Annotated in this window: 35 protein-coding genes and 2 pseudogenes; 18 read left to right on the top strand and 19 right to left on the bottom strand. The window is 58.1% G+C overall.

Annotation, left to right across the window (positions count from 1 at the left end; translation table 11 throughout):
• Window positions 1-149 precede the first annotated feature (149 nt).
• The 3 genes and pseudogenes from HWX34_RS21630 to HWX34_RS17760 form a co-directional block, all read right to left on the bottom strand.
• A pseudogene (locus HWX34_RS21630) lies at window positions 150-332 on the bottom strand (putative quinol monooxygenase); the annotation flags it as partial.
• Between the two features lie 12 nt (window positions 333-344).
• Window positions 345-1,091: an SDR family NAD(P)-dependent oxidoreductase gene (locus tag HWX34_RS17765; protein WP_178973513.1), complete on the bottom strand. Its 747-nt coding sequence runs from the start codon at window positions 1,089-1,091 to the stop codon at window positions 345-347.
• A gap of 85 nt (window positions 1,092-1,176) precedes the next feature.
• Window positions 1,177-1,902 carry an isochorismatase family protein gene (locus HWX34_RS17760; RefSeq protein WP_178973512.1) on the bottom strand — a complete coding sequence of 242 codons (726 nt, stop codon included), beginning with the start codon at window positions 1,900-1,902 and terminating at the stop codon, window positions 1,177-1,179.
• A 167-nt stretch (window positions 1,903-2,069) separates the two neighbouring features.
• Here HWX34_RS17760 and HWX34_RS17755 point away from each other — a divergent pair, with 167 nt between their 5' ends.
• Window positions 2,070-3,032 carry a LysR substrate-binding domain-containing protein gene (locus HWX34_RS17755; RefSeq protein WP_218645242.1) on the top strand — a complete coding sequence of 321 codons (963 nt, stop codon included), beginning with the start codon at window positions 2,070-2,072 and terminating at the stop codon, window positions 3,030-3,032.
• 124 nt (window positions 3,033-3,156) lie between these two features.
• On the top strand, window positions 3,157-3,780 hold the full coding sequence (locus tag HWX34_RS17750) for a LysE/ArgO family amino acid transporter (protein WP_178973511.1): 624 nt from the start codon (window positions 3,157-3,159) through the stop codon (window positions 3,778-3,780).
• Between the two features lie 62 nt (window positions 3,781-3,842).
• Here HWX34_RS17750 and prmB read toward each other — a convergent pair whose 3' ends face one another.
• The 15 genes and pseudogenes from prmB to HWX34_RS17680 all read right to left on the bottom strand — a co-directional run bounded on the left by prmB (window position 3,843) and on the right by HWX34_RS17680 (window position 12,389).
• Window positions 3,843-4,763, bottom strand: coding sequence for a 50S ribosomal protein L3 N(5)-glutamine methyltransferase (gene prmB, locus HWX34_RS17745; RefSeq protein ID WP_178973510.1), 921 nt, complete (start codon window positions 4,761-4,763; stop codon window positions 3,843-3,845).
• Window positions 4,764-4,960: 197 nt separating this feature from the next.
• Window positions 4,961-6,337: a phosphomannomutase/phosphoglucomutase gene (locus tag HWX34_RS17740; protein WP_178973509.1), complete on the bottom strand. Its 1,377-nt coding sequence runs from the start codon at window positions 6,335-6,337 to the stop codon at window positions 4,961-4,963.
• 82 nt (window positions 6,338-6,419) lie between these two features.
• Window positions 6,420-7,448: an anthranilate phosphoribosyltransferase gene (trpD, locus tag HWX34_RS17735; protein ID WP_178973508.1), complete on the bottom strand. Its 1,029-nt coding sequence runs from the start codon at window positions 7,446-7,448 to the stop codon at window positions 6,420-6,422.
• Between the two features lie 89 nt (window positions 7,449-7,537).
• Complete coding sequence (locus HWX34_RS17730; RefSeq protein ID WP_178973507.1) at window positions 7,538-8,107, bottom strand: aminodeoxychorismate/anthranilate synthase component II; 570 nt, start codon at window positions 8,105-8,107, stop codon at window positions 7,538-7,540.
• A gap of 65 nt (window positions 8,108-8,172) precedes the next feature.
• Window positions 8,173-8,358, bottom strand: coding sequence for an AlpA family transcriptional regulator (locus HWX34_RS17725; RefSeq protein WP_178973506.1), 186 nt, complete (start codon window positions 8,356-8,358; stop codon window positions 8,173-8,175).
• Window positions 8,359-8,444: 86 nt separating this feature from the next.
• Entirely contained in the window at window positions 8,445-8,753 is a 309-nt protein-coding gene (locus HWX34_RS17720; RefSeq protein WP_178973505.1) for a hypothetical protein, read from the bottom strand.
• Window positions 8,754-8,832: 79 nt separating this feature from the next.
• Window positions 8,833-9,009 (bottom strand): annotated as a pseudogene (locus HWX34_RS17715) (helix-turn-helix domain-containing protein); the annotation flags it as partial.
• 18 nt (window positions 9,010-9,027) lie between these two features.
• On the bottom strand, window positions 9,028-9,156 hold the full coding sequence (locus HWX34_RS21390; protein ID WP_255497386.1) for a hypothetical protein: 129 nt from the start codon (window positions 9,154-9,156) through the stop codon (window positions 9,028-9,030).
• A complete protein-coding gene (locus HWX34_RS17710) occupies window positions 9,156-9,527 on the bottom strand; it encodes a hypothetical protein (RefSeq protein ID WP_178973503.1) in 372 nt (123 codons plus the stop codon). Before HWX34_RS17710 ends, HWX34_RS21390 begins: the two co-directional genes overlap by 1 nt.
• A 90-nt stretch (window positions 9,528-9,617) precedes the next feature.
• Window positions 9,618-9,812 (bottom strand): hypothetical protein, encoded by a 195-nt coding sequence (locus tag HWX34_RS17705; RefSeq protein ID WP_178973502.1) that lies wholly within the window; start codon window positions 9,810-9,812, stop codon window positions 9,618-9,620.
• Complete coding sequence (locus HWX34_RS17700; RefSeq protein WP_178973501.1) at window positions 9,809-9,958, bottom strand: hypothetical protein; 150 nt, start codon at window positions 9,956-9,958, stop codon at window positions 9,809-9,811. Before HWX34_RS17700 ends, HWX34_RS17705 begins: the two co-directional genes overlap by 4 nt.
• Window positions 9,928-10,128, bottom strand: coding sequence for a hypothetical protein (locus HWX34_RS17695; protein ID WP_178973500.1), 201 nt, complete (start codon window positions 10,126-10,128; stop codon window positions 9,928-9,930). The genes HWX34_RS17700 and HWX34_RS17695 overlap by 31 nt, the downstream gene beginning before the upstream one ends.
• A 172-nt stretch (window positions 10,129-10,300) precedes the next feature.
• Window positions 10,301-10,609, bottom strand: coding sequence for a hypothetical protein (locus tag HWX34_RS17690; RefSeq protein WP_178973499.1), 309 nt, complete (start codon window positions 10,607-10,609; stop codon window positions 10,301-10,303).
• Window positions 10,610-10,918: 309 nt separating this feature from the next.
• Complete coding sequence (locus HWX34_RS17685) at window positions 10,919-11,833, bottom strand: hypothetical protein (protein WP_178973498.1); 915 nt, start codon at window positions 11,831-11,833, stop codon at window positions 10,919-10,921.
• Window positions 11,834-11,993: 160 nt separating this feature from the next.
• The gene (locus HWX34_RS17680; protein WP_178973497.1) at window positions 11,994-12,389 is read right to left on the bottom strand and encodes a hypothetical protein; all 396 of its coding nucleotides are present in this window, start codon (window positions 12,387-12,389) and stop codon (window positions 11,994-11,996) included.
• Window positions 12,390-12,491: 102 nt separating this feature from the next.
• Here HWX34_RS17680 and HWX34_RS17675 point away from each other — a divergent pair, with 102 nt between their 5' ends.
• The 4 genes from HWX34_RS17675 to HWX34_RS17660 all read left to right on the top strand — a co-directional run bounded on the left by HWX34_RS17675 (window position 12,492) and on the right by HWX34_RS17660 (window position 14,760).
• Window positions 12,492-12,737: a YdaS family helix-turn-helix protein gene (locus HWX34_RS17675; RefSeq protein WP_178973496.1), complete on the top strand. Its 246-nt coding sequence runs from the start codon at window positions 12,492-12,494 to the stop codon at window positions 12,735-12,737.
• Window positions 12,738-12,803: 66 nt separating this feature from the next.
• Window positions 12,804-13,382: a hypothetical protein gene (locus tag HWX34_RS17670; protein WP_178973495.1), complete on the top strand. Its 579-nt coding sequence runs from the start codon at window positions 12,804-12,806 to the stop codon at window positions 13,380-13,382.
• A 167-nt stretch (window positions 13,383-13,549) separates the two neighbouring features.
• Window positions 13,550-13,822: a hypothetical protein gene (locus tag HWX34_RS17665; protein WP_178973494.1), complete on the top strand. Its 273-nt coding sequence runs from the start codon at window positions 13,550-13,552 to the stop codon at window positions 13,820-13,822.
• Window positions 13,819-14,760, top strand: a complete 942-nt coding sequence (locus tag HWX34_RS17660; protein ID WP_178973493.1) for a hypothetical protein — start codon at window positions 13,819-13,821, stop codon at window positions 14,758-14,760. Before HWX34_RS17665 ends, HWX34_RS17660 begins: the two co-directional genes overlap by 4 nt.
• Window positions 14,761-15,040: 280 nt before the next feature.
• On the opposite strand, the gene HWX34_RS17655 is transcribed toward HWX34_RS17660, so the two are convergent.
• Window positions 15,041-15,232: a hypothetical protein gene (locus tag HWX34_RS17655; RefSeq protein ID WP_178973492.1), complete on the bottom strand. Its 192-nt coding sequence runs from the start codon at window positions 15,230-15,232 to the stop codon at window positions 15,041-15,043.
• 141 nt (window positions 15,233-15,373) lie between these two features.
• On the opposite strand from HWX34_RS17655, the gene HWX34_RS17650 reads away from it, so the two are divergent.
• From HWX34_RS17650 to HWX34_RS17595, 12 genes are all read left to right on the top strand, one after another.
• A complete protein-coding gene (locus HWX34_RS17650) occupies window positions 15,374-15,751 on the top strand; it encodes an HNH endonuclease signature motif containing protein (RefSeq protein ID WP_370459775.1) in 378 nt (125 codons plus the stop codon).
• A 257-nt stretch (window positions 15,752-16,008) separates the two neighbouring features.
• Window positions 16,009-16,776 (top strand): hypothetical protein, encoded by a 768-nt coding sequence (locus tag HWX34_RS17645; protein WP_178973490.1) that lies wholly within the window; start codon window positions 16,009-16,011, stop codon window positions 16,774-16,776.
• A 14-nt stretch (window positions 16,777-16,790) separates the two neighbouring features.
• Complete coding sequence (locus tag HWX34_RS17640; RefSeq protein WP_178973489.1) at window positions 16,791-18,461, top strand: terminase TerL endonuclease subunit; 1,671 nt, start codon at window positions 16,791-16,793, stop codon at window positions 18,459-18,461.
• Window positions 18,458-18,625 carry a hypothetical protein gene (locus HWX34_RS17635; RefSeq protein ID WP_178973488.1) on the top strand — a complete coding sequence of 56 codons (168 nt, stop codon included), beginning with the start codon at window positions 18,458-18,460 and terminating at the stop codon, window positions 18,623-18,625. The genes HWX34_RS17640 and HWX34_RS17635 overlap by 4 nt, the downstream gene beginning before the upstream one ends.
• Window positions 18,625-19,839: a phage portal protein gene (locus tag HWX34_RS17630; RefSeq protein WP_178973487.1), complete on the top strand. Its 1,215-nt coding sequence runs from the start codon at window positions 18,625-18,627 to the stop codon at window positions 19,837-19,839. The genes HWX34_RS17635 and HWX34_RS17630 overlap by 1 nt, the downstream gene beginning before the upstream one ends.
• Window positions 19,836-20,762, top strand: a complete 927-nt coding sequence (locus HWX34_RS17625) for a S49 family peptidase (protein WP_178973486.1) — start codon at window positions 19,836-19,838, stop codon at window positions 20,760-20,762. The genes HWX34_RS17630 and HWX34_RS17625 overlap by 4 nt, the downstream gene beginning before the upstream one ends.
• Window positions 20,763-20,848: 86 nt before the next feature.
• The gene (locus tag HWX34_RS17620; RefSeq protein WP_178973485.1) at window positions 20,849-21,406 is read left to right on the top strand and encodes a hypothetical protein; all 558 of its coding nucleotides are present in this window, start codon (window positions 20,849-20,851) and stop codon (window positions 21,404-21,406) included.
• 337 nt (window positions 21,407-21,743) lie between these two features.
• On the top strand, window positions 21,744-22,004 hold the full coding sequence (locus HWX34_RS17615; RefSeq protein ID WP_178973484.1) for a hypothetical protein: 261 nt from the start codon (window positions 21,744-21,746) through the stop codon (window positions 22,002-22,004).
• Window positions 22,001-22,777: a phage regulatory protein/antirepressor Ant gene (locus tag HWX34_RS17610; RefSeq protein ID WP_178973483.1), complete on the top strand. Its 777-nt coding sequence runs from the start codon at window positions 22,001-22,003 to the stop codon at window positions 22,775-22,777. The genes HWX34_RS17615 and HWX34_RS17610 overlap by 4 nt, the downstream gene beginning before the upstream one ends.
• Window positions 22,778-22,886: 109 nt before the next feature.
• Entirely contained in the window at window positions 22,887-23,681 is a 795-nt protein-coding gene (locus tag HWX34_RS17605) for a hypothetical protein (protein ID WP_178973482.1), read from the top strand.
• Entirely contained in the window at window positions 23,671-24,015 is a 345-nt protein-coding gene (locus HWX34_RS17600; protein ID WP_178973481.1) for a hypothetical protein, read from the top strand. The genes HWX34_RS17605 and HWX34_RS17600 overlap by 11 nt, the downstream gene beginning before the upstream one ends.
• A gap of 92 nt (window positions 24,016-24,107) precedes the next feature.
• The coding region (locus HWX34_RS17595) for a phage major capsid protein (protein WP_178973480.1) at window positions 24,108-24,946 on the top strand (839 nt) is incomplete at its 3' end.

Raw genomic sequence — 24,946 nt, 5'->3', positions numbered from 1 at the left:
CCTGATTGCCGCTGGGCCCTAAGGTCGCAGCGTGGTGAAAGAGGGAGGGGATGCCAGTGCCGCAACAGGCGCTCTGCGGCAAACATGCTTTGCACCTTGGCGAAGTAGGGCAGGTAATACGTCTGCTGCAGTTGTACCTGTTCCAGATGCCGGCGGCTGCTCCAGCCTTCCAACAGCAAGATGCGGCACAGGTTGTCAGCGTCCTGGAAGATTTCAAAGCGCAGGCAGTCTGCTTCTTGCTGCCGAATGAAACAGCTGAACTGCTGCCGTTCATGCAGAAAATCCGCCAGCCTTTCCGGCTTGATGGTGAGCTCAACCGTCAGAACGTGCATGTTTGTTGCACCTTACAGGGCAGCGGTCAGGCCGCCATCGGTCAGCAGGGTGCGGCCGGTAATCCAGCGTGCATCGTCACTGGCAAGGAATGCCACAACATCGGCGATATCCTCTGGCCGTGCCACCCGTCCCAGTGGTGTGCCATTGGCAACGGCTTCGCGGCGGGCCGGTGGCGTGGCTGCGGTCATGTCGGTTTCGGTCATCGCCGGGGCCACCGCATTGACGGTAATGCCACGCGGACCAAGCTCCAGCGCATAGGCGTGGGTCAGTACCGACACGGCTGCCTTGCTGGCCGAGTAAATGGCGGTGCCGATGCGCGGCGAGTAGATCAGGTTGCTGGACAGGTTGACGATGCGGCCGCCACGCGCGGGGAAAAACGGCAGGGCATGGCGGGTCATCAACAACATGCTACCCATATTGCCGTCGAACACCCGGGCGATGTGATCGGCATCCACTTCGCCAAGCGGCCGTCCTTCAAATACGCCGGCATTGTTGATCAGGATGTCGATATGGCCATGGCGCTGGGCTACTTCATCAAGCAACTGGCGTACTTCCTGCTCCTGGGTGACATCTGCCGCATAGGCTTCTGCCTTGCCCCCCTGGCGGATGATGTCAGCAACAACATGTTCTGCCTGTTGCTGATTGTTGCGATACACAATCACCACCTCAGCCCCCTCGCGTGCCAGTTTGCGGGCGATGGCTGCGCCAATGCCGCGTGAACCACCAGTGACAATGGCTACCATGTCTGCTTGTTTCATGATGAATCTGACCTGCCTGTTTTGATATAAAGGTGTCCGCAGCCAGCACTGCCAAAGGCGCACTGGCTGTAGTCAACATACTGGCTTATTTCTTGGTGAAACCGCTTTGCATCTGCCATACCAGGGTGGCGAACGGCATATCCAGGTCGCTATAGACATCGTGTGCCTTGGGGTCGGTATTGCTGCGCAGCATTTCCACCGCTGCAGTGGCATAGTCGGTGACCGGAATGCCGGCACCCAGCAGGCGTTGCAGGCCAGCAGTACGCTTGGCTTCGTTAAAGGTGCCGGAGGCATCCAGTACTACACGGGTGTCGTAGCCAGCAGCCTTGGCTGATAAGGCCGGGAAGCTGGCGCAGATTTCCAGCGAAACCCCAGCCACGATGATTTGCTTGCGGCCGGTTTTTTCAATGGCAGCACGTACTTTCGGGTCATCCCAGGCATTGATCATGGTGCGGCTGATGACTTGTACACCCGGCAAGGCGGCGGTCAGTTCCGGCATGGTCGGGCCCCACATGCCGTCCGGCATGGTAGCCGTCACGATGACCGGCACGCCCAGGGTACGCGCAGCCTTGGCCAGTGCAACCACGTTATGTTTCAGATCACCCACCGTGGTATCGCGCACACCGCTGATCAGACCTACCTGATGATCCACCAGCAGCAGCACGGCATTGTCACGCGACAGCATGCTGAGGTTGGCGTTTTGCTGGGTGGCGGCAACGGTTGTTGCGGCAGCCACTGGCAGGGAAATGCTGGCGGCAGAGAGGGTGGCAAGACCAAACAGGGTGGCGTTCAGGATGTGACGAAGTTTCATGGCGAAGTCCTTGTATGTGAGTGGTATGCAGCTTGCGTGCTTGTCATGAGGCCTGCTTGGTTGGAGCTGTCCTCAAGGCCTGGATGCGTGGACATAGTATGCGTAGTGCGGCAGGGGCAAAAAAATAGGAAAAGTCTTGTTTATCGTTCCATCAATGGAACATTAAGATGATGAAAACGGGAGGGGTGATGACTGCGCTACCACTGGATCTGAATGATTTGTTTTTGTTTGCCCAAGTGGTGCAACGCCAGGGTTTCAGTGCGGCGGCACGCGCGCTGGGTCTGCCAAAATCCAGGCTGTCACGACGCGTCAGCCTGCTGGAAGAGCGTTTGGGCACGCGTTTGCTGCAGCGGGGGCCACGTGCGCTGAGCCTGACCGATGCAGGGGAGGCTCTTTATGTTCACTGCCAGGCCATGCTGGCCGAGGCCCGCGCGGGGGAGCAGGCGGTCAGGCAACGCATGCAGGAGCCTAGCGGTACGGTACGGCTGAGCATGCCGGTGGCCATTGCCGATGCCGTGCTGTCACGTTTGTTGCCGCAGTTCATGCTGCATTACCCCAAGGTGCGTCTGGCGGTACAGGCTTGCAATCGCCAAGTGGATTTGCTCGAAGAGGGGGTGGATGTGGTGGTGCGAGGTGTGAACCAAGCCTTGCTGCCCTCCAGCCTGGTTCAGCTTCCCTTGTGCATTGCCCGCTGGGGCCTGCTGGCTGCGCCAGCTCTGGCATTAAGTGGTGTTCTGCAGCCGCAACTGTTGGCAGGTCACAATGCCTTGCTGTTTGCGCCGCAAGGAGATGGCAGTGATGTCTTGCGTTTACGGAGTGATGCTGGGCTAAGTTGCGACTTGCAGATGAATGTCTTGTTGCGTAGCGACCATATTCCCACCCTTAAGCAGGCTGCCCTGGCCGGTATCGGCATTGCCGACCTGCCTTTGTATGCCTGCACCCAGGAGTTGGCCGACGGACAGTTACAGCTGTTGCTGCCAGATTGGCATAGCCGCGATGGTCGACTGGTCATGCTGTACCCGAGTCGGCGCGGCTTGTCGCCGGCGGTGCGGGCCCTGATCGACTTCGTGAAGCGTGAATTGCCTGCCCTGCTGGAGTACCACACGGTCGAGTCCGTGAATAAAAATTAGAAATACTTATTACATATAAAAATTATTAGTTTAACTTTTTATCGCCGTCGCATTAGTCTGTGAGCATTGTCAATCAAGCAGGTCTGGCCGATAGGGCAGCAAACTGCAGTGCAGCAGGAAAAATATGTTCAATTTGAGTGTGTATCTGGCCGCGCTCGGCCTTTCCGGTAGTCAGATCGTGGGAATCGGCCCGCAAAACGCTTTTATTATCCGGCAGGGGATTGGTCGCAGTCACATTTTGCCCATTATGCTGATCTGCATTGTGGCGGATGTCATTCTTATCAGCTGCGGGGTATTGGGCATGGGCAAAATCATTGGTGCCATTCCCGGGTTTGTACAGACCGTTGCCTGGCTGGGGGCCGGTTTCTTATTATGGCTGGGTTTCAAGTCCTTCCGGGCTGCGCTGCATCCGGGAGCGCTGAAACTGGATGGTTCGGTGGAACGGGACAGGAAAAAGGCGATTCGCACCATTTTGCTGGTGACTTTGCTGAACCCCTATGTGTGGCTGGATACGGTCATCCTGATCGGCAGCGTGGCTTCGGTATACGGTAGTCAGTCGGCACCATCTTTTATCCTGGGCAGCATTACCGCCTCGGTCAGCTGGTTTGTCGGGATCGGATTTTTTGCCAGCAAGCTGGCGCCGTTGTTCCAGCAAGAGCGAAGCTGGCGCATTCTTGACTGTGCCATTGGCCTGATCATGCTGTTCACCAGCAGTTTGTTGGTCTGGAATTACGGCTTTACACACTAGGTTGCCACTGCAGAATGCAAAAAAGCCGGACGATGTCCGGCTTTTTCATTTGGGACCAGGCTTTACTCGGCGGCGGCATCCAGTTCCAGGCCCTTGATCAGGTCGTCGCGGGTCAGCAGGAAGACAAAGCCATCGCCGCTGGCGGTTTCCATCCACATGAAGGGCAGATTGGGAAAGCACTCTTCCAGCATGTCACGGTTATGGCCGATTTCCACCAGCAGCACGCCATGTTCGGTCAGCAGATCTGGTGCGCGGCGCAGGATTTCACGGGTGGCATCCAGACCATCTTCGCCCGAACCCAAGGCAATTTCAGGCTCGTGCAGGTATTCCTGCGGCAGCGCGTCTACCGACTCGGCGTCCACATACGGCGGGTTGGCGATGATCAGGTCGTAGGGTTCTTCCAAGCCTTCGCACAGGTCGCTGTGAATCAGCTGAATCTGATCCTCCAGGCCGTAGTTCTGCACATTGATGGCCGCGACTTCCAGTGCATCCAGCGAAATATCGACGGCGTCGACTTCGGCATCCGGATAATGATGGGCCAGTTGAATGGCCAGGCAGCCGGAGCCGGTGCACAAGTCCAGCGCGCGATGTACCAGTTCGGGATGTTCAATCCACGGTTGCAGCGGTTCGCCCAGCAGTTCGTAGATAAAAGAGCGCGGCACCAGCACGCGTTCGTCCACATAGAAGCTGAATTCACCCTGCCAGGCTTCGTGGGTGAGGTAGGCCACCGGCACTTTTTCTTCAGCACGGCGTTCGATCAGGTCCACCACGTCCTTGACTTCGGTAGGCAGCAGGCGAGCATCCAGGTAGGGCTCCAGCCGGTCGATTGGCAGCTTCAGTGTGGTGAGGATGAGGTAGGCGGCTTCGTCGTGGGCATTGTCGGTGCCGTGGCCATAGGTGAGTCCGGCCTGATTGAAACGCGACACCGCAAAACGCAGCAGATCGCGTACGGTGCTAAAGCTGCTGGCAGCCTGTGCGTACATGCTTGTCCTTTCTTGGCAGGGCAGGAAACACCCTGCTGATAATGACAAGGGACATGGCTTGCCATGTCCCTTGTGTTCTGGTTCGGTAGTCTGGTTTGGTCGCCATTATAGCCAAGCGACCATTACCGTACTACGTCTGTATCTTGCAGATTGCGCCTATGGTGAGTTCCAGGTCGCTGTCGCGCAATCCAGTTGGCTCAGAACGGCAGCGCGGCATCCGTGGCGGCAGACAGTACGCGACGGAAGTCGGCCTTGATGCGCTCCAGCGCCTCGGCATTGTCCGCTTCAAAACGCAGCACGATCACCGGTGTGGTGTTGGAGGCGCGCGCCAGGCCAAAGCCGTCGGCATACTCGACACGCAGGCCGTCCAGCGTATTCACTTCGTCAGCACCTTCGAACTTGGCCGATGCCTGCAGCTTGGCGATCAGCGCGTGGTTTTCGCCTTCAGCCTTCATCTTGAGGTTGAGTTCCGGCGTGGAAATGGCATTGGGCAGGGCGTTGAGCACGGCGCTGGGATCTTCCACGCGCGACAGCACTTCCAGCAGGCGCACGCCAGCGTACATGCCGTCATCAAAGCCATACCAGCGCTCCTTGAAGAACACGTGGCCGCTCATTTCGCCGGCTAGCAGAGCACCGGTTTCTTTGATCTTGGCCTTGATGAAGCTATGACCGGTACGGGCCATCACCGGCTCGCCGCCGTTTTCCAGAATCCACGGCTTGAGCAGACGGGTGGATTTGACGTCGTAGATGATCTTGGCCTTCGGGTTGCGCTCCAGCACATCAGCGGCAAACAGCATCAGCTGGCGATCCGGCCAGATGATGTTGCCATCCTTGGTGACCACGCCCAGGCGGTCACCATCACCGTCGAAAGCCAGGCCCAGTTCGGAGTCGGTCTTGGCCAGCGCTTCGATCACATCTTGCAGGTTTTCCGGTTTGGCCGGGTCCGGATGGTGATTGGGGAAGGTACCATCCACTTCGCAGAACAGCTCGCGTACGCGGCAGCCCAGGCGGCGGAACAGAACCGGCGCAAAAGCACCCGCCACGCCATTGCCGCAATCCACCACGATATTCATATTTCGCTCCAGCTTGATGTCGCTGGTGATGCGGTCCAGATAGGCATCCACGATATCGTGCGTGCGATAGCTGCCTTCGCCGTGGCTCAGGTCTTGGTCCTTGATACGCTGGAACAGGCCCTGGATATCGTCGCCGGCCAGGGTATCGCCAGCCAGCATCATTTTGAAGCCGTTGTAATCCGGCGGGTTGTGGCTGCCGGTCACCATCACGCCGGACAAGGTGCCCAGCTCGTAAGCGGCAAAATACAGCATCGGGGTGGCTACCCGGCCCACATCAATCACATCCACGCCCGCAGCGCGAATACCCGTGGCCAGTGCTTCGCTCAGGTCCGGGCCGGACAGGCGGCCATCACGGCCGATCACAATGGCTTTCACCTTGCGGACTTGGGCTTCTGAGCCAATGGCGTGGCCGATCTGGCGGGCCACTTCAACAGTCAGGGTCTTGCCGACGATGCCACGGATATCGTAGGCCTTGAAAATGTCTTTGGACGGTGTGCTCATGATGGTAGGCAAAATCTCGTAAACAGAAATCAGTAAAACCGGCCGTCGGGCAATGACGGCCGCGAAAAAAAAAGTATAAAACTCAGGCAGACAAGGACTGGCTGAGCTTGATCAACTGCTCCAGCTTCTGCCGGGCCTTGCCCTCGCGCAGTACCTGGCGCGCCAGTGCAATCCCCTCGCTCAGGCTGGCACAAACATCGGCAGTATAAATGGCTGCGCCGGCATTGAGTACGACAATGTCGTAAGCGGGGCCGGGCTGATTATCCAGTACCGACAGCAAAATGTCGCGCGATTCTGCAGCAGTACCGGCCTGGATTTCCTTGAGCTCGAAGAATGTAAAGCCAAGCTCGCGCGGGTCCAGTGTGTATTCTTCAATGCGGCCATCTTTTAACTCGGCCACCAGCGTGCAGGCGCTGAGGGTAATTTCATCCAGCCCGTCCTGCCCGTGCACAATCATCACGTGCTTGCTGCCCAGTTGCTTGAGCACGCGCGACTGGATGCCCACCAAGTCGGGGTGAAACACACCCATCACCTGATGATCAGCCCCGGCAGGGTTGGTCAGCGGGCCGAGAATATTGAAAATGGTACGTGCGCCCAACTCCTTGCGAATGGGGGCTACATGCTTCATGGCACTGTGGTGGTTGGGGGCGAACATGAAACCGACACCGATTTCATCAATGCAACGGGCAACTTGTTCCGGGGTCAGGTTCAGGTTGACGCCCAGCAGTTCCAGCACATCGGCGCTGCCAGAACTTGACGACACCGAACGGCCGCCATGTTTGGCCACGCGCGCGCCGGCAGCGGCAGCCACAAATGCAGCAGTGGTGGAAATGTTGAAGGTATGGCTCTTGTCACCACCGGTGCCGCAAGTGTCGATCAGATGATCATGACGGGTCACCGGCACTGGCGTTGCGAATTCGCGCATTACCGTGGCCGCAGCGGCAATTTCCGACACGCTTTCCACTTTGGTACGCAGGCCGATCAGGATGGCTGCGGTTTGTGCCGGGGTCAGTTCGCCACGCATGATCTGACGCATCAGATCCAGCATTTCGTCAAAAAACAGTTCGTTGCCATCAATCAGCCGATTCAGAGCGGCCTGAGGGGTAAGCATGCAGATATCCTTAGATTCACAATGGCCGGCACAGAAAGCAGACCGTCACAGGCAAGAACCTCGCTGCAACAGCGAGGTGTCGCTATTGTTCAGGCAAATTCCTTGAGGAAGTTGTCCAGCATCTGATGACCGTGCTCGGTCAGGATGGATTCCGGGTGAAACTGTACACCCTCGATCGGCAAGGTTTTGTGACGTACGCCCATGATTTCGCCATCTTCGGTCCATGCGGTGATTTCCAGGCAGTCCGGCAAGGACTCGCGCTCAATCACCAGCGAGTGATAGCGGGTGCAGTTAACCGGGTTGGGCAGACCACGGAACATGCCGATATCATGATGATGCACCGGCGACACCTTGCCGTGCATCAGTTGTTTGGCATGAATGATCTTGCCGCCGAAGGCCTGGCCAATTCCCTGATGACCCAGGCAAACCCCCATGATGGGCAACTTGCCAGCAAAGTGCTGGATAGCTGCCACCGAAATACCTGCTTCGTTTGGCGTGCACGGGCCGGGGGAGATCACCAGATATTGCGGTGCCAGCGCTTCAATCTCTTCAATGGTGATTTCATCATTGCGATAAACGCGGACTTCCTGCTTAAGCTCACTGAAATACTGCACCAGGTTATAAGTAAAGGAGTCGTAGTTGTCGATCATGAGTAACATATTTAGCTTAACACCCTGTATTGATTGACTTTATTTGTCGATATTGCAGCCCGTTACTCACAACATTACTCACATTGCTGTTCGATGGGCTTGTTCTTCCATTCGAGATAGATTTCTTCAGGCCATCGAGATGAGAATTCGTACTTGACCGGGGCCGGGAAAGTTTTGTCCTTAATCTTACGGTAGATGGTGCTCTTGTGCCAGCCGGTTAACTCCGAGATTTCCTTGATGGTTAGTAGCTTTCCGCGCATTTCAAACTCCTTTTATATGTCAATTCGGGACCTGTTTCTGTAAGTGGAAACAGTTGTTTGGCCGGCCTGTTTAAGGTTGAAAATCATCAGCCAGGCTGGTTGTGTGCAGTCGTTTCAAGGGTGAGTGTCGCCTTGTCGTGCAGCACAGCTTCTCCGCAAAACGGGCAGTAGTGGCCGATCATGCTTTGAGTGACTTTCTTTTCCCGCTGTCGGCCTGCTTTGCTGGTGACGGTATGGGTGGCAATGACTTTCATGGCCGGGTACTCCTGCGGTGTTTCGCCCAGTACCAGGGCGTAGCCGGTAATTTCCAGCTGGTGGTTTTGGGTGTCAGGGTGCTGTTGCTTGAAGCGCTCCAGCAGCTTGGCTTCCAGATCAGTGCGGCAGGTGCAGGGCAAGTTTTCTCCTGGTGCGATGTGTGCCGGTCAAGATTGGGCGTCAGGTGTTGTGTGTCTCCGGCGTAAACGGTGTGACGGTTTCCTTGAGGTACACCACCCCCAGCAACCTGCGCACCGGTTTGGGCATGGGGCGGCCGCTTTCGTAGCGGCTGCCGCCGGATTGGGTGACGTCGATGCGTTGCCAGAATTCGGACTGGTTCATGCCCAACTGACGGCGTAGTTGGCGTGGATCGACTGCAGGCAGCTTGGTGCTCATGGTTTTTCCTTTGCTTGATTAGAGTGGAAGCCAGCCTTGGCGGCTGGCGGTTTCGGCCAGTGCATCGAGCAGGGCCAGGGCGAGGGTGGCGAGGCCGCCGTAGAGCAGGCCTCGGCCGAAGATGTAGAGCAGGACGTCGCGCAGCATCAGACGGGCTCCGTGGCCGGGCGGGTGATGGCGCTGCTGCAGAGGTATTGCACCGGGCCGTTGCGCACCAGGCAGATGTTGCGTGGACCGTATTGGTCGTCCTTGTACCAGGTGTGGATGTATTCGATCAGCGGCAGGTTTTGCTCCAGGGCGATTTGCAGGGCGTCGGGGTGGGTGTCCGGGTCGGCGTTGATGTGGATGTCCAGACCGCTGCTGCTGGCGTAAACGGTGACTTTGCCGTCCAGGGCCATGGCGATGGCGGCGGTGTGCTGGATGACTTCGGGGGTGATGAGCGCAGCGGCCTGGCTGGTGCTGCTGATTTGCTGGATCAGGTCGTTGTGCATCTGGTGTTGGAGTAGCAGGGTGTTCATGGTGTGCTCCTGTGTTATTCCACGCGGGTGGGGTGCGGGCAAAAAAAGGCCCTCGGTGGAGGGCGGGCGGTGTTGCGGCGTGGCGTGCGGTCACTGGTAGCCGTCGGCGGTGCGTTCCTTGAAGAACTGCCGGTCGTCGTAGTCGTTGCGGCGGCGACGCAGTTCGCTGGCTTGTCTGATGGCCTCGGCCGGTAGTGTGGGCGGCGCTGTGGCGTAGAGCAGGGCTTCGCGGGCGTCGAGGATGGTGCGGCGCAGGTAGCGGGATGAGACGGGCTGAATGTTCATGCGAAGTGCCTCATGGTGTGGATGGGCTGGCCCCAGCGGTTCCAGCCTTCAAAGTGCAGTCGTTTGCCACGCTGACGCAGGTGCTGGGCAAGGGCCTCGCTGATGTGGCCGATGATCAGGTCGGTGTTACGCCAGTTGATGTACATGCTTGCTCCTGGTGTGGTGGCGGGCCGTGTTGGGCTTTGCCGTTGAGATAGGCGACGCGTTCGGCAGCGGCGTGACGGTTGCTGTGGTCGCTTTCGGGTATCCAGTTGCCCTTGGGGTCGTAGAAGCCGACGGTGAGCAGGCCGGGTTCGGTGCGGGTGTAGACGTACATGGCTGTCCTTTTGGTAAGTTGGTGATGGTATTTGTGTGGGGATGTGCTGGCCTTTCACTTCGCCAGCGCGGAGGCCGTGGTAGATATCAGTTTTCGCACTTACTTCACCACGGAGGATTGCTATGGATGTCTTCGGTTTGTTTGTCGTGACAGGAGAGGTGAAATGAGCGTTTTAGATAACCAGATTGTTGAGATGGCCTGTCCGAATTGCGGCAAGAAATTCAAGAAGCCGCTGCGATGGTTCAAGGTGAATCACCAGCCTTGCCCCCAGGGTTGCGGTGTAACTTTTGAAACCGAACAGTTCCGGGTGGAGATTGCAAAGGTCGAGCGCCAGCTGGCGAACCTCCTGCGGGGCCTGTGACAGGGCTTGGCTGAGTTGTTCCACCGCCTGGCGGTAAAGCTGGGTATCTGTATCCAGCTGCAGGAGTAAGTCTGGTTTGGGGATGTCCTGGTTTGAGTCGGGCTTGCTGTTATTCGTCATCACATCTCCTTTGCTTCCATGAGGCCGCTCTAAGAGCGGCCTTTTGTTTGTGTCACGTTCAAAGCGCGCGCTGCGGTGGGGCGTGCAGGGCTGCTGACGTGAGTGTGGCCACGACAGTGCTTTGCGGTGTGGGGTTGCCGACCGGGCGGGTCGGGGCGCATTCGTGGGTTGTTAAAGAGCAATGTGCTGCGTTTGCTCAAAATTAACCCTATGGTTTATTTAAATCAACATCAAAAGGTTAATTTTCTGGGGTTTCAATTCTTTAGGACAGAGAATGAAAAAAACCCGCGAGTGCGGGCTTTGGGGTGTTCAGAGGTCGTCTGGTGGTATCAGTGGGAGACTTATTTGCCTCATGCCTTTTCGATGCTCGATGACGTGAAGGATGGTGTATTCGGAGCGGAGGCGGTCTCCACCTTCCAACCTTTGTTTTTCTTCCAGTTCAACACGCAGGGTGTCGCCTTTGAAAAAACCAGCATCATTCTGTGCAATGCGTTCCAGGAACGCCTTGTCAGCAATAGATGCATAGAAGGAGCTAGTACCATCATTGAATCGCCATTTGTTGGACTCGGCGAATTCGATCCGTTCTATCTGGAGTGTTGTCTGGTAGATGTTGGTATCGAGTATTTCCGAAGCTGGAGGTGGTGACTTGAACCAGGTAATTTCTTCTTTGCGGATTTGCTCGTATATGGCGGCGTCTGTTCCGATGGTGAACGTATCGATACCTTCATGCTCCAGTGGGGAGAGCATTGCTTCGATCGAACGGCGTAGTTCGTAGTCACGAATCATTTCCAGCACTTGGAGTTCCACTTCTATGGATTCGTCTTCTACGTAGATACGTGCCTTTTCATCCTCGGTTTCAATTTTGCGGATGTTGCGGCCACGTGCCCAGCGGATGAACTTGATTACGCTGTTGTAGCCATCTTTGGCACTGAATCCCAGCATAGCCATGAGTGCGAGTGCAGCGGTGACTTCTTTGCCGGTGAGGAAGTCGACGGCTTGGGTAAAGAAACCTTGTACGACGGCAAAGTCGATATTGACTGAGCCGGTTTGCAAGGAGCCTTTGACATTGACGGCTACCTTGGCATTGTTCTGATTGATGATTCGATTGGCATGTTCAAGGACGTTACCTACTGCCAAAAGTGCGGGGGCTAACAGGCGGACATCAATCTCATGGTTGGAGAGGGCTTGCCCATCGTAGCTGATACGAAAGTTCTCTTGCTTCATGCAGTACATTATTGTGGATTCTCAGGCTGTTTTCCATGAGCTGCCATGGAGTTGAAGAATATCCACACGCTATCAGGCATGAAGTGAGGGTTTTACTGACCATATTTACGGTCATTTGTCATTTTGTGCGATGGCTATCTTTGCCGCCGTGCGTGTTTGCTCAGCTTTGCTTCCGAATCTCCTCAGCCAGTTTGCTGATGAACTCGAAAGCTGCCTTGCCTTTGAGCTGTCTGCCGAGCTGTCTGGCAAGATCATCGATATTGCTGGCACTGATTTGGTATTGCGGCACTTGCTGCGGGCTTTTGCTGCCCGCTTCCACCTTGTTTTCCGTGTCGACCTGGTCAATTGACAGGTCTAGCCAGCCGGTGTGCAGGCCACAGGCGGTTTCGATTTTGTCTCGCATCTTTTCGCCCATGTTTTTTGATCCGGTGATGTATCCGGATATCAATGCAGGGGCGACACCTATCCTTTCGGCCAGTAACACTTGCCGATCATTGAATTGCTCTTTGATGAGCTGGACAAGCCTTGTCTGGCGGACTTCTTGGCGTTTTTTCATGCTGTCGATTCTGGGTAATGTTTACCAAAGAGTAAATATCTATCGGGTTGATTTAAATTAACCCTGTGGTTATCTTTGTGGCGCTATCCATAAGGAGCCGCCATGAATCTACGTACCTTCCTCAACAGCATGAAGCCTGCCGAGCAGGCTGAATTTGCTCGTCGTTGTGATACGTCCATTGCTTATCTGCGCAAGGCAATCAGCTCAAGACAGCCTTTGCGCGTGGCTTTGTGTGTCGATATCGAGCGCGAGAGCGGTCGTTTGGTAACGCGTCAGGAGCTACGTGCTGACTGGGCCAGGCTATGGCCGGAGTTAATTTCCGCGAATGCTGATGCGTCTTTAGCGTGACTGAAATTAAAGCTTAATTCCGACTTAAAAGCCGGAATATTCCTGCGAAGTATAGCGAGGCATCCCATGCAAAACCTGCAATTCAAACCACAAGAAACCCCCATCGGTGCGTTGCGTAACGCACTGCATGCCTGGCGGCAACGCGAGCGTTGGTCGATGGAGACGCTGGCCACGGTGGTGGTGGAGCATTACTACGCCAGCGGCTTCGATAGGGTGTGGCTGGTGGAATTCCAGCAGCCGGGCCGGGGCAGTGATGCGGCGCGGGTGATGAAGACCAATGCGGAGCGGCTGGGGCGTTGGCTGGATGACCAGACCAAGGATTGCACTTTGCTGCCGTTCAATCTGCTGCCGGTGCTGCTGTCGGCCTTGCCTGCGGATTTGCGCTTGCAGTGCGCGGTGGAGTTGTTGCTGCCGGTTGGTCTTGATGTGTCGTTGCGCGCTGGCGAGGCGGTGCAGGCTAGCCATGCGTCTGTGTTGGCCTGCCTGGCGAAGGAGGCGGGCGAGGGGCTGGCGGCTTTTGCGCTGCTGGCCGACCAGATGGGGCCGCATGAGTTGAAGCAGGCTTTGGTGGAGCTGGAGGAGTCGAGCCAGGCGCATTTCAGGGCCTTGGGTCATATCCGTGCCTTGCTGGATGTGGGTGACTGAGATGGCTGTGCCGGTGCAGCGTATGCGCTTTCGCCTGGTGATGCGGTCGGCATTTCGAGCGCGTTATTGCCCGCGGGAGTTGAAGCGGGTGCGGGGTAAGCAGTGCCTGCAGGCGTTGTTGGCCTTGCTGGATGAGAAGCTGCAGGCGTCGGCCCGGGAGAAGGGCCGTGTGGCCTGATTTGTGGGTGAAGGTGAGCGGCGATGTGGTGAAGGATGCTGCTTATCTGCTTTCCTTGCGCGGGGTGGCAGGTGGTTATGCCGCCCGACAGCGGGAGTTGAAGCGTTTGGCTGTGTTGTATGGCGCGGGTTACCGCATGGATGTGGAGCGGGTGGTCAGGGATGGCCCGGGTGCGTTTGTGCCTGCGGTGTCGTCACCAGGCCAGCGTGAGGCTGCGCTGGCTGAGGCGAGGGCGATTTTGTCGAGGAAGGGGGCGGGGTGAGCGAGGGTATTTTTCTGACCATGGTGGAGTGGGAGGCTTTGAATGGCCTGCCGGATCAGGATTGCCGGATGTATGTGTTGATGCGGCAGTGGATGGATCTGGCCAGCGGTATTGTGGGTGGTCGGCCCGGTCCTTTGATCAGCTATCGGCGCTTTCGTGAGCATATGGAGGTGCAGCGCGAGCGTGGCTCGACGGCGGCACCAACACGTCGGTCGGATGATTCGCTGCGGGCGTCGGTGGCCAGGCTGGTGCGGTTTGGCTTGATCAAGCGGGTGGTGGTGAAGGGGGCGGGGCGTTTTGTTTTTTGCTATCGCTTGTTGCTGGCCAAGTTGCGTCCAAATGAGGAGCCCCGCGTGGATATGGGGCGTGTCACGGATGGGCCGGTTACGCCGGAAGCCACGTCGTATGTGGCTTTGCTGCGGGAGCGGGCACAGCGTTTGTGGGGGCGAAAGCCTGACCATGAGCGCCAGCCATCTGGGGTACCCCGTATTGATAAAACAGCCCGTAAGGCTGGTGGCGCTGTGGATAAGCCAGCCCCGATGCCGCTGGCTGACCCGTGGCGGTTGGCGGCAGAGCAGGCTTTAGGGCCGTTGTTGCTGGGGCATGAGCTGCTGTGTCCACATTTGCCATCCGCCTTCGACCGGCTGGCTGCGGTGATGCGGGTGCGTACGGTGAGCCATGCGGAGTTGGGGCGTTGTCTGGCCATTGCCCGGCGCATGCGCAAGGTGGTGTCGATTCCGGCCTACGCGGTGGGGATTGTGCTGGATGGCACGGAGCTGCGGCGTTTGCAGCGGGTGGGTGGTGGCAAGCCTGCTGCTGTCCAGGTGCGTCCAGCGGTGGAGCCGTTTACCGGGCCGCTGGTGCAAACGCGTGCGGTGCAGCGGGATGCTTTGTCTGCAGCAAGGCGGATTCTGAGTCGGGTGGGTGCTGGCCTGTAGCAACGTGGCTTCGTCGGGAGGTGGTATGGAGGCGGTGCGGCGTGAGGATTTCCCGCAGTATTTGTGGCTGGTCATGGAGGATTGGGCGTGGTGTATGACTTCCCCCAGGCATGCCTGGTCTATCACTGGTAGTGCTGAGTGCCGGGTAAGAAGTTGTCGTTGTCCTCTTTGTTATCAGCTAGATGACCCATGTTCTTCATGTGCTCGTTTATCTAATCAACCGCGGCGTGTAGTCGATGTTGACCTGTCCGAAAGTATTGAACGTGTCTGGGCGAGGATGTCAGTCAAGCGAGTGGAGAAACAGTTGCTGCGTGGCTTTTTCATTTGGCGTAAGTCCCCACGGCGCTTGGCTTTTGATGCCGGAGTAAGGCGTGATGATTTCTGGTTCTTGCTGTTGCGCGGTGCCAAGGAGGTTTATGAGTTGGCCAGGGTTGAGCAGTTCAGGGCTTGCAGCAAGGCTGGTTTCAGCCAAGAATGCAGCCATCGCGAAAGTGATCAGGCGGGATGCCGGATAAATGTGGGGCCAGAGGCCTCACCGGTCGCGACCAGGTAAAACGCAAGTCAGACAAGCCCTTCAGGAAACTGAGGGGCTTTTTGCATATTGGGGGGCTGTATGGTTCATGTACCCAAGCGGCCTTGTACCACTCCGGGATGCAGGGAGTTTTCCCGGCCGGGCTCCAGCAAGTGTGAAATGCATGAGGCACACCGGCGCCAGCAGGTGGAAGCGCGGCGAGCCGCTGACCCGGAGAAAGCGAGATACCGGCGGTGGTACAAATTGCGGATCTGGTATGCCCGTCGGCATGACTGCCTGAAGGCCGCACTGTTTCGTTGTGCCACACCGGGTTGCTTGGAGCGGGCGACGGATGTGGATCACATCAAACCGCATCGAGGGAATTGGGATTTGTTTGTAGACCGGAACAACTTGCAGGCGCTGTGCAAGAGCTGCCACTCGCGCAAAACCGCCCGCGAGGACGGTGGTTTTGGTGGGTGAGGGTGGGTCTTGCGTCAGGGCCAGTCATACGGGAGGGGGGATAAAATCCTCCGGAAGGCCCGACCAACGAGGACCGCATGCCTAACCACGTGTTTTCTTTTGGTGAAAAATCATAGGGGGGGGTCTAAACCCCTTCACTAAGCCCCGATCGGGGCTTTTTCCGTTTTTGATGTTCCGTTTGCCGAGAAAGGCTGGCTATGGTCACGACAAGCCCCAACACGGCGGCTTCTGTGGTGATACCCAAGCCGCCTGCATTTTTGAAGTCCCGACGGGCCCGCGAAGTATGGCGCTACATCATCAGAACCTTGTCCCAGGCAGGTTTCGATTACCAGTCCGCCTTGCTGCAGATCGCACTACTGGCTGACAAGGTTGACAGTTGGCGCTGCCATGTTGATGCCATCGAGTTGGCTGGTTGGCGTTATGACGAAGACAGCAATGGCGGCTCGCTGGAAACAGACGAATCCCGGGCCGAGCGCCGGGCCCGTAGCGAAGTGCTGAAAGACCTGGACGAAGGTGGCCTCACTGTCATTGCCGCAGGTCGGGTCCGTGCCATCAACAATCTGCTGACGGGAGACCTGTTCGCCGCCGACCCCTTTGCCATGCTCGAAACCCTGGATCAATCAGGCAGCCTGCTGCCGGAAGATCCACCCTGGCGGTTGACCAAGGCCGAGCGCAAGTTATGGAAAGATTTGCAGCCGCTGCTTTCTGGTAGCGGCTTCGACTTTTCCACCGCCGGCATCGCCCTGGGGCTGATCTGCGCCGCCATCGTTGACTGGTTGGCTTGCAAGGAGTGGATCGAGGCCAACAAGGGCAAGCTGTTTGCCATCGCGAAAGACACCGGCCGACCCTACGAAGTCAGCGCCAGTTACAACCGGCCCAAGATTGCCAGCCAGATCCGGCTGATGTTGAAGAAAAACGGAATGACGGTCAGCGCATGCGCCAGAAACAAACTACTCAGCAAGGGCAGGGTGCTCAGCGAAGAACTGGTCGAACTGCTCAACTTCATCAACGACCGGCCAGACTGATTCCAGCTGGCTATGTGCTGCAACCGTGGGACCAGTACGGCCTGGATGTACTGGAAGGGCGCATCAAGAGCGGCCGCTACACGCGCCTCGCAGTCGAGCGGCATTTTCGAGATATTCGGCACCAGGCAGACCGCCAACTGATCTGGCGACCGGAAATGGCCTGCCATGTGCTGGAATTTTTCCCGCGCTACTGTCGCCATTTCGATGGCCAATGGAATGGCAAACCGGTCGAACTGGCACCCTGGCAAGCCTTCTGGCTGGCAGTAGAGTTTGGCTGGTACCGCGAAGACGGCCGCCGCCGTTTTCGCACCTGGTACGAAGAAGTCGCCCGCAAAAATGGCAAATCCACCAAGCTGGCCGGGCTGGGTATCTACCTGTTCGCCCTCGACAAAGAAGCCGGCGCGCAGGTCTACACCGCGGCCACCAAGCTGGACCAGGCCAAGATTACCCACTCTGCAGCAGAAATGATGGTGGCCAAATCACCGGCACTGCGCCAGCTGGTGCAGAACAACAAGAACATCCTGCGGATTCCAGGCACTGCCAACCGCTATGTCCCGCTGGGGGCGGATGCCAACACTCTCGATGGCCTCAATGTGCACGGCGCCATCATGGACGAACTGCACGCCCACCCCACCCGGGCCTTGTGGGACGTCATCGACACCGGTCGTGGTTCGCGCCGCAACAGCATCATGCACGCCATCACCACCGCCGGTTTCAACCAGGAAGGCTCGATCTGCCTGGAACAACGTGGCTACCTGATCCAGATACTGGAAGGCCAACTGCAAGACGACAGCTACGGCGGCGTCATCTACACCCTGGACGAAGGCGACGACTGGTTCGACCAAAGCAACTGGGTCAAGGCCAACCCCAATCTGGCGGTCTCGGTCAATTTGGAAGAACTGGACAGCCAGGCCCAGAAAGCTCGGCACGAACCGGCAGCACTCAACAACTTTCTCACCAAGCGGCTCAACATCTGGACGCAGGTCGAACGCAGCTGGTTATCACTGGATGCCTGGAACAACAACGCCCAGCCAGTTGATGCCGAAGCCCTGAAAGGCCGTACCTGCTTCGGCGGTCTCGATCTGGCCAACAAGATCGACATCGCCGCCTGGGTGCTACTGTTTCCACCGGTCGAGCCCGGCGACAAATGGGCCATCCTGCCGCGCTTCTTTGTCCCGGCCGACAACATCGCCCTGCGCGACCGGCAAGACCGTGTGTCCTATACCAGCTGGGCCCGGCAAGGCTACATCACCGCCACTGCCGGGGTGCAGATCAACCAGGACGCCATCCGGACGCAAATCCTGCAGGACGCAGCCGATTACGACATCCAGTCCATCGGCTTCGACGAATGGAACGCCGGCAAGCTGGCCAGCGAGCTGATCGAGGACGGGCTGGAGCTGGTGGCACTCAGCCAGAACTTCCAGAACCTGTCCGAACCCTCGAAAGAACTGGAAGCCCGGCTGCTGGCTGGCGACTTCGCCCACGGCGGCAACCCTGTACTGCGCTGGATGGCTGGCAACGTGGTCGTCATCAGCGACAGCAACGGCAACTACCGCCCTAGCAAAAAGAAATCGCGCGAAAAGATCGACGGCATCGTCGGCCTCATCATGGCGCTCAACCGCGCCCTGTACCACAAACCGGCCACACCCTACGTGTCGGCCTACGAAAACGAGGTCTGCCTGTGAGCAAACTGGATATCGCCACCTTGCTGGTTGGCCTGAGTGGCGCCGCTGCCGTTACCACTGGCGCGGCCTTGCTACACCCGGCCGCGGGCTGGGTCTGCGGTGGCAGCTTCGCCCTGGTCTGGTCCTACCGCACAGCCCGTGCCGCGGCACAGAAAGGCCAATAATGTTCACCGCCCAGCAGTTTGGCCCGCAAAGTGCCGCCAGTCCGGACAAAGGATGGATCTCCAGCCTGTTCGGCAGTGCCGCCCGCAGCGCCGCCGGCATGCAGGTGAGCCCGGATACCGCGCTGGCCCTCACCACCTACCAGGCCTGCGTCTCACTGATTGCCGAATCCGTCGCCCAGCTGCCGTGCGAGCTGTACCGCCGTCAGGGCGATCAGCGCGAGCGCGCCACAGACCATCCGGTCTATCAGTTGGTGCACCACCAGCCCAACGCCTGGCAAACCGCATTTGAATACCTGGAACAGCAGCAAATCGCCAACGGCCTGCGCGGCAACAGCTACGCCTTCATCGAGCGCGACCGGGCAGGGCGGCCCACCGCACTGCTACCGCTGGACACCGACAAGGTGCAGGTCCTCAAGGGCAGCGACAACCTGCCGTACTACCGCCTCAACGGTGGCAGCCCGCTGCCAAAACGCATGATTCACCATGTGCGCTGGTTCACCCTCAACGGCTACACCGGCGTCAGTCCGGTCCAACTGCACTGCAACACCCTCGGCCTGGCCATGGCCACCCAGAACCACGCCAGCAAGGTGTTTGCCAACGGCACCCACTTGGCCGGTGTGCTGGAACGCCCGGCCATGGTCGGCCAGCAAGAACTCAAGGCACTCACCAGCGACAAGATCCAGAAGGTGAAAGAGGCCTGGAAGAACGAATACAGTGGCGCAGACAACGCCATGAAAGTCGCCGTACTGCAAGACGGCATGAGCTTCCGCGCCCTGTCCATGACCAACGAAGACGCCCAGTTGCTCGACAGCCGCAAACTGTCCGCGCTGGAAGTCGCGCAAATCCTCAAGGTACCGCCCCACAAGGTCGGCCTGCTGGAGCGCGCCACCAACAATAACATCGAGCACCAGGGCATCGAATACGTCATCTACTGCCTCATGCCCTGGCTCAAACGCTTCGAACAGGCGCTGATGCGTGACCTGCTGCTGCCCGACGAACGCGCCGACTACTACATCGAATTCAACGTCGGCGGGCTGCTGCGTGGCGACCAGTCCAGCCGCTACGAAGCCTATGCCAAAGGCCGCCAATGGGGCTGGCTGTCGGTCAACGACATCCGCCGCCTGGAAAACCTGCCACCGGTCCCCGGCGGCGACATTTACCTGCAGCCGCTCAATATGGTGCCGGCCGGCAGCACCCCGGAGCTACAACCATGAAAAAACACCTGTTCCTGCACCAGCTGTTCAACCAGCCACTGCTGGTCCTGCCCGATGTCCTGCACGAAGCCATCGCCTGGGCCGGTGGCCGCATGGGCATCAACCTGCAACAGGTCAACATCCAGCTGCCGGCGCTGGCCGGTGCTGATCTTGGCCAGCCTGCCATGCAAGCCCCGGCCCAGCCCACCGCCAGCCAGCAGCAGGGCGTCCTCACCATCCCGGTCCATGGCATTCTGGTACCACGCGCTAACGACGTCGGTCTGTGCAGCAACCAGACCAGCTACGAAAGCATCCGCCAGCAGCTCAATGCCGGCCTGGCCGACCCCGCCATCGGCCACATTGTGCTGGACCTGGCCACCCCCGGCGGCGCTGCCGTCGGCTGCTACGAACTGGCTGCTGACATCCGCGCCGCTACCGCCCGCAAGCCGGTCACCGCCATCGTGCATTACACCGCCTACAGCGCCGGCTACGCACTGGCCAGCGCCTGCAGCGAAATCGTGCTGTCCCAATCTGCCGGTGTTGGCAGCATTGGCGTCATCATCAAGCACCTCGACATCAGCCAGCAACTGGCCGAAGAGGGCATCGTCGTCACCACCCTGTACCGTGGCGAACACAAAAACGACATGGCCAGCGAAGCCCCGCTCAGCGAAGCCGCACTGGCCACCGTCAACACACTGCTGGACCGCCACTACCAGCAATTCTGCCAGCAGGTGGCAACTCACCGTGGGCTGGACATCGGTGCGGTACAAGCCACTCAGGCCGGGCTGTTCTTCGGAGCCGATGCCGTTGCCGCAGGCTTGGCTGACCGGGTGGAGACCCAGCAGCAAGCTATAGATCGAATTGTCGCAGAGCGAGCTGTGTCAGTTTTATATCCTCGCCAGCGGTTGCATGCTTTAGCAGCTGCAATGCAAATGAGACTGTGAATGTTCGTAAATATTTCATGTAACGGTTGCAAAAAAATGCAATAATCATAATTTATCAATAACATTTAATTGGATCAGCTTGCAATATGAGTGATTTGCAATATGTATTCTCAGATGATAAGCAGCATCTTGCTGAATATGTTTACCTGCGAAAACGTCAGGCAGTAAATGTTCATAATGTTGATTTTTACACTGACGATGAAGTTGAAGCAGGAAAAGATGGTGATGTTTTGATAATTAGTAGTAATGGGCAGTGTGTCGGTGGTGTTATTATTTTGTTTGAGGAGCATGGTGGTGGATTGGATGTGCTTCAAAAATTTGGCGGCTGTGATATTCGAAGCCAGCTTGTCGAGCATGAGTTTGGTGAGTCGGTTTATGCTCAATTGAAGGGCTTGTCTCTCTCTCCAGGTTATGGTGGTATGGATGTGCTTCGAAGGGTATTTTCCATCCTGATAGAAAGGGCTCTAAAAAATAATGTCAATGTGTTGTTTGCAATGACACCGGTTGTGAATGCCAGGCTGTATAGAATGTGCTTTAAAAGAATGGGGTATGTTGATATGAAAATGAGTGATGCTCTTGAGAAAATCCCTCGCGGTAATTTTGATGGTGAATTAGATACTTGTGTATTTAGTTTGAGAATTTGAATTGCATTTTCTAGAACCGCCCCCGAGGCGGTTTTTTGTTGCCTGTCGGTTTGTTTAACCCACCCCTTCGATCAGTTTCCCCCAAGCACCCACTCAGGCTAGCCTGCGGTCAGGTGCTGATAACACCAGTCGTTTCGCCACAGCGTGCTCAAAAGGGCCGCATCGGGTACCATTCCTGTGCGGTTTTTTTGCGTCTGTCGATTCTTTCGATGGGCGGGAGTGCGAGGAATACAAAACCCGCAAGGGAAATTACTCCGCCGGCTGTGGACGGTTATCAGCTCCTGCCCGCCCGTCTGATAAACGGGTTTGTCGAACCTCTTCCAACAGGAGAATCGCCATGACAACGCATTCCCATATCCCGCCGCCGGCCTACGTGCTGGTCAATGAGTTGTGCTGTATGGCCGAAGACAACACGGTCATCACCATGCAACAGGCCGATGCCCTGTGCGGCATCCTCTCTGCCATCGCGCGCCTGTCGCAAGACGACACCATCACCCAGCTCGCCATTCACGGCAAAGGACTCACCCAGGTTCTGCACAACGATGCCGATGTTTATCGCGAAAACGTGGTCACCCTGAGCCTGGGGGTGCTGCCATGACTGGCCTGATGATGACGGACACCGTGCTGACCATGAGCAGCCGGGAGATTGCCGAGCTGTGTGAAAAACAGCATCAGCATGTGCGGCGAGATATCGAGAATATGCTTGATGTGCTGAAAATAGATGCGTCCAGTTTTGGACACATCTATCTGGACTCGATGAACCGCAAGCAAACCGAGTATCGCCTCGACAAGGAACTCACCATCACCTTGGTCGCCGGCTACAACGTCACCTTGCGCAACCGTATCGTCAAACGCTGGTTGGAACTGGAACAGCAGCGCGCCACCGCCGCCGTGCTACCGGACTTCACCGACCCGGTCATCGCCGCCCGCGCCTGGGCCGACCAGCTGGAAAAGCGTGCCCTTGCCGAGCAACAGAATGCCCTGCTGGAACACAAAGTCGCCGAGCAAGCCCCCAAGGCCCAGTTCCACGACGACGTGGCCAGCAGCATCAACGCCCAAACCTTCGACCAGGTAGCCAAAGAGCTGCGCACCGGCCGCATCCGCCTGTGCCGCTGGCTGCGCGAACAGGGCTATCTGATGCACAGCAACGAGCCTTACCAGCGCTACATCGACCAGGGCCTGTTCCGCATGGTGCCACGCGTCCGGCGCGACAAGCGCACCGGCGAAAACATCAACTACAGCAAAACCCTGATCACCGGCAAAGGGCTGACCCACATCTACCACCGCATCCAGGAGCTGGCCGAATGCATCGACCTGCTGGCCGAGGATGACCAGCTGGAACAAGGCCAACGGCGTATCACCCGGCACTGATACGCAGCCCGGCACCGCCTGCGGGTGGTGTTGGCTTGCCCGGCCGGGCTGGCCAGAGTGATGGCTTTTGTCTGCTTCGCGCCGGGCTGCGCCATGCTACCGTGAGTGCATGGCAAAAGCGCAAACCGTCACCCAAGGCCATATTGATGCGCTCAATACCGCCTTGTTTGGTGAATATCCCCCCAGCGAATTCCTCCTGAAACAATGGGAGAGAGACGCACGTGCCTTGATCCGCAAGGGCGGCAACGAGGCCGCAGATGGCTATCAACTCCTCGGTGTGCTTGCGGTATTCGACAACGACGTCGAACAGATAGATGCCAATTTCCAGAAGGCCATGCGTCTGGCCCCGGGCACCGCTTTGATTGCGGAGAACTACGCAACTGCGCTACTGGCAACCCTGCATTCCCGCCGTGCCTGCCAACGGGTGGTGGACTTCAGTCTGGACCGGCTGCTGCGGCAGGGGAGCGATGCAAGCAAAGCCCTGGCCGTCCTGCTTTCAGTCTGTGGCCATGTTGGCAAGGCACTGGAACTGATAGGCGATACTGGAGAACCCATGGAAACAAGCCAAACCACATCGGCAGAAATCAGCATCCAGTGGATTGCCTGTGCGCATGCCGAACTAAAGGAAGTCGGCCTGAATGACGATGCGCTTGCCTGCTGGATAGACTGTGCGGAAACCGTACTGCGCGAAAGGCTGCCCGAAACCGATTGCAAACCCTGGCAATTGCGCGCCGAGTATCTGTATATGGAAGAGTTCGGTTGCGCAATTGACTATCACGCACCAGTCACTGCAGGGCAGGCGCTGGAACTCAACATGGCCATTTTCGCCGCCCAGGCCCGGCTGGATTATCCTACCGTGCTCAGTTTCCCCACCATCTCCGTGGTGCCGCATCGTGCCGGTTAGCCCCGAACACTTCCTGCGCGCCGCCGAACTGATGCTGGCCAGCGGTAGTGAAATGGCATGCCGTAACAGTGCCAGCCGTGCTTACTACGCGGCCTATCACCATGCCTTCCAATACGCAGCAAAGGCAAGGCCGGCTCCAGTCGCAACCAGCTCCGGCTTGCACCGGCAACTATCCCTGCGTTTTGAGCAGGCCCGTGCCAAGGAAATCGCACAACTACTCAAGGCCATGCACAAATGCCGTTGCAAGGCGGATTACCGGCTGACACAAACCATCACCGTGCAGGAAGCCCAGCTACAGTGTCAGGCAGCGCAGGCGCTCATGATCAGTTTGTAAACCGCACCACCTGCCAATGAAAGCCCTTCATCCGAAGGGCTTTTTACGTCCCACACCGCCCCCGAGGCGGTTTTTTTACGTCTGGAGAAACCATGCCCACCATTCTGGAAATGAAAGCCCGCCGCGCCGATATCGCCGCCCAGGTCCAACAACTGGCCGAGCTGGAGCAGGCCGGTACCGAACTCACCGCCGAACAGCTGCAACAAGTCACCGAACTGCAGCAGGAATTCACCGCACTGGGCAACAAGCTGGCGCGGGCCGAGGCCGCCGAACAGATGCAGGCTGCAGCGGCGCAACAAGTGGAAACGCTCAACGCCCAGGGCGCGCCGCCAGTCTTGCTGCCTGCCACCCCGGCCGCACCGCGCGTCAAGGGCGCGGCCGTTGCCCGCATGGCCATGGCGCTGATCCAGGCCCAGGGCAATTACCAGCTGGCGGCGGATATCGCCGACAAGGGCGGCTACGGTGGCGAAGTCGCCGCCGCGCTCAACAGCGCCACGCCGTCGGCCGGTGGCGTGCTGATTCCCAGCAACCTCGCCAGCGAAGTCATCGAGCTGCTGCGCCCCAAGGCCGTGGTACGCCGCATGGGCACCCGCTCGCTGCCGCTCAACAATGGCAACCTCACCTTGCCACGCATGAAGGGCGGGGCGGCGGTCGGCTACATCGGCAGCGATACCGATGCCCCGGTTACCGGTGCCGAATTCGACGACCTCAAGCTGTCGTCCAAGAAAATGGCCGCACTGGTGCCCATCAGCAACGACCTGCTCGGCCACGCCGGCATCAGCCCCAATGTCGACCAGGTGGTGGTGGACGACCTCACCGCCGCCATCGGCGCCCGTGAGGACAAAGCCTTCATCCGTGACAACGGCAGCGGCAATCTGCCCAAGGGCCTGCGCTTCTGGGTGCTGGACGGCAATGTGTTCAAGGCCCCGGA

The sequence above is a fragment of the Aquitalea sp. LB_tupeE genome (assembly GCF_013391415.1).
Lineage (GTDB): Bacteria > Pseudomonadota > Gammaproteobacteria > Burkholderiales > Chromobacteriaceae > Aquitalea.
The sequence above is the reverse complement of the archived record's forward strand: the minus strand, read 5'-3'. Positions and strand labels throughout refer to the sequence as shown.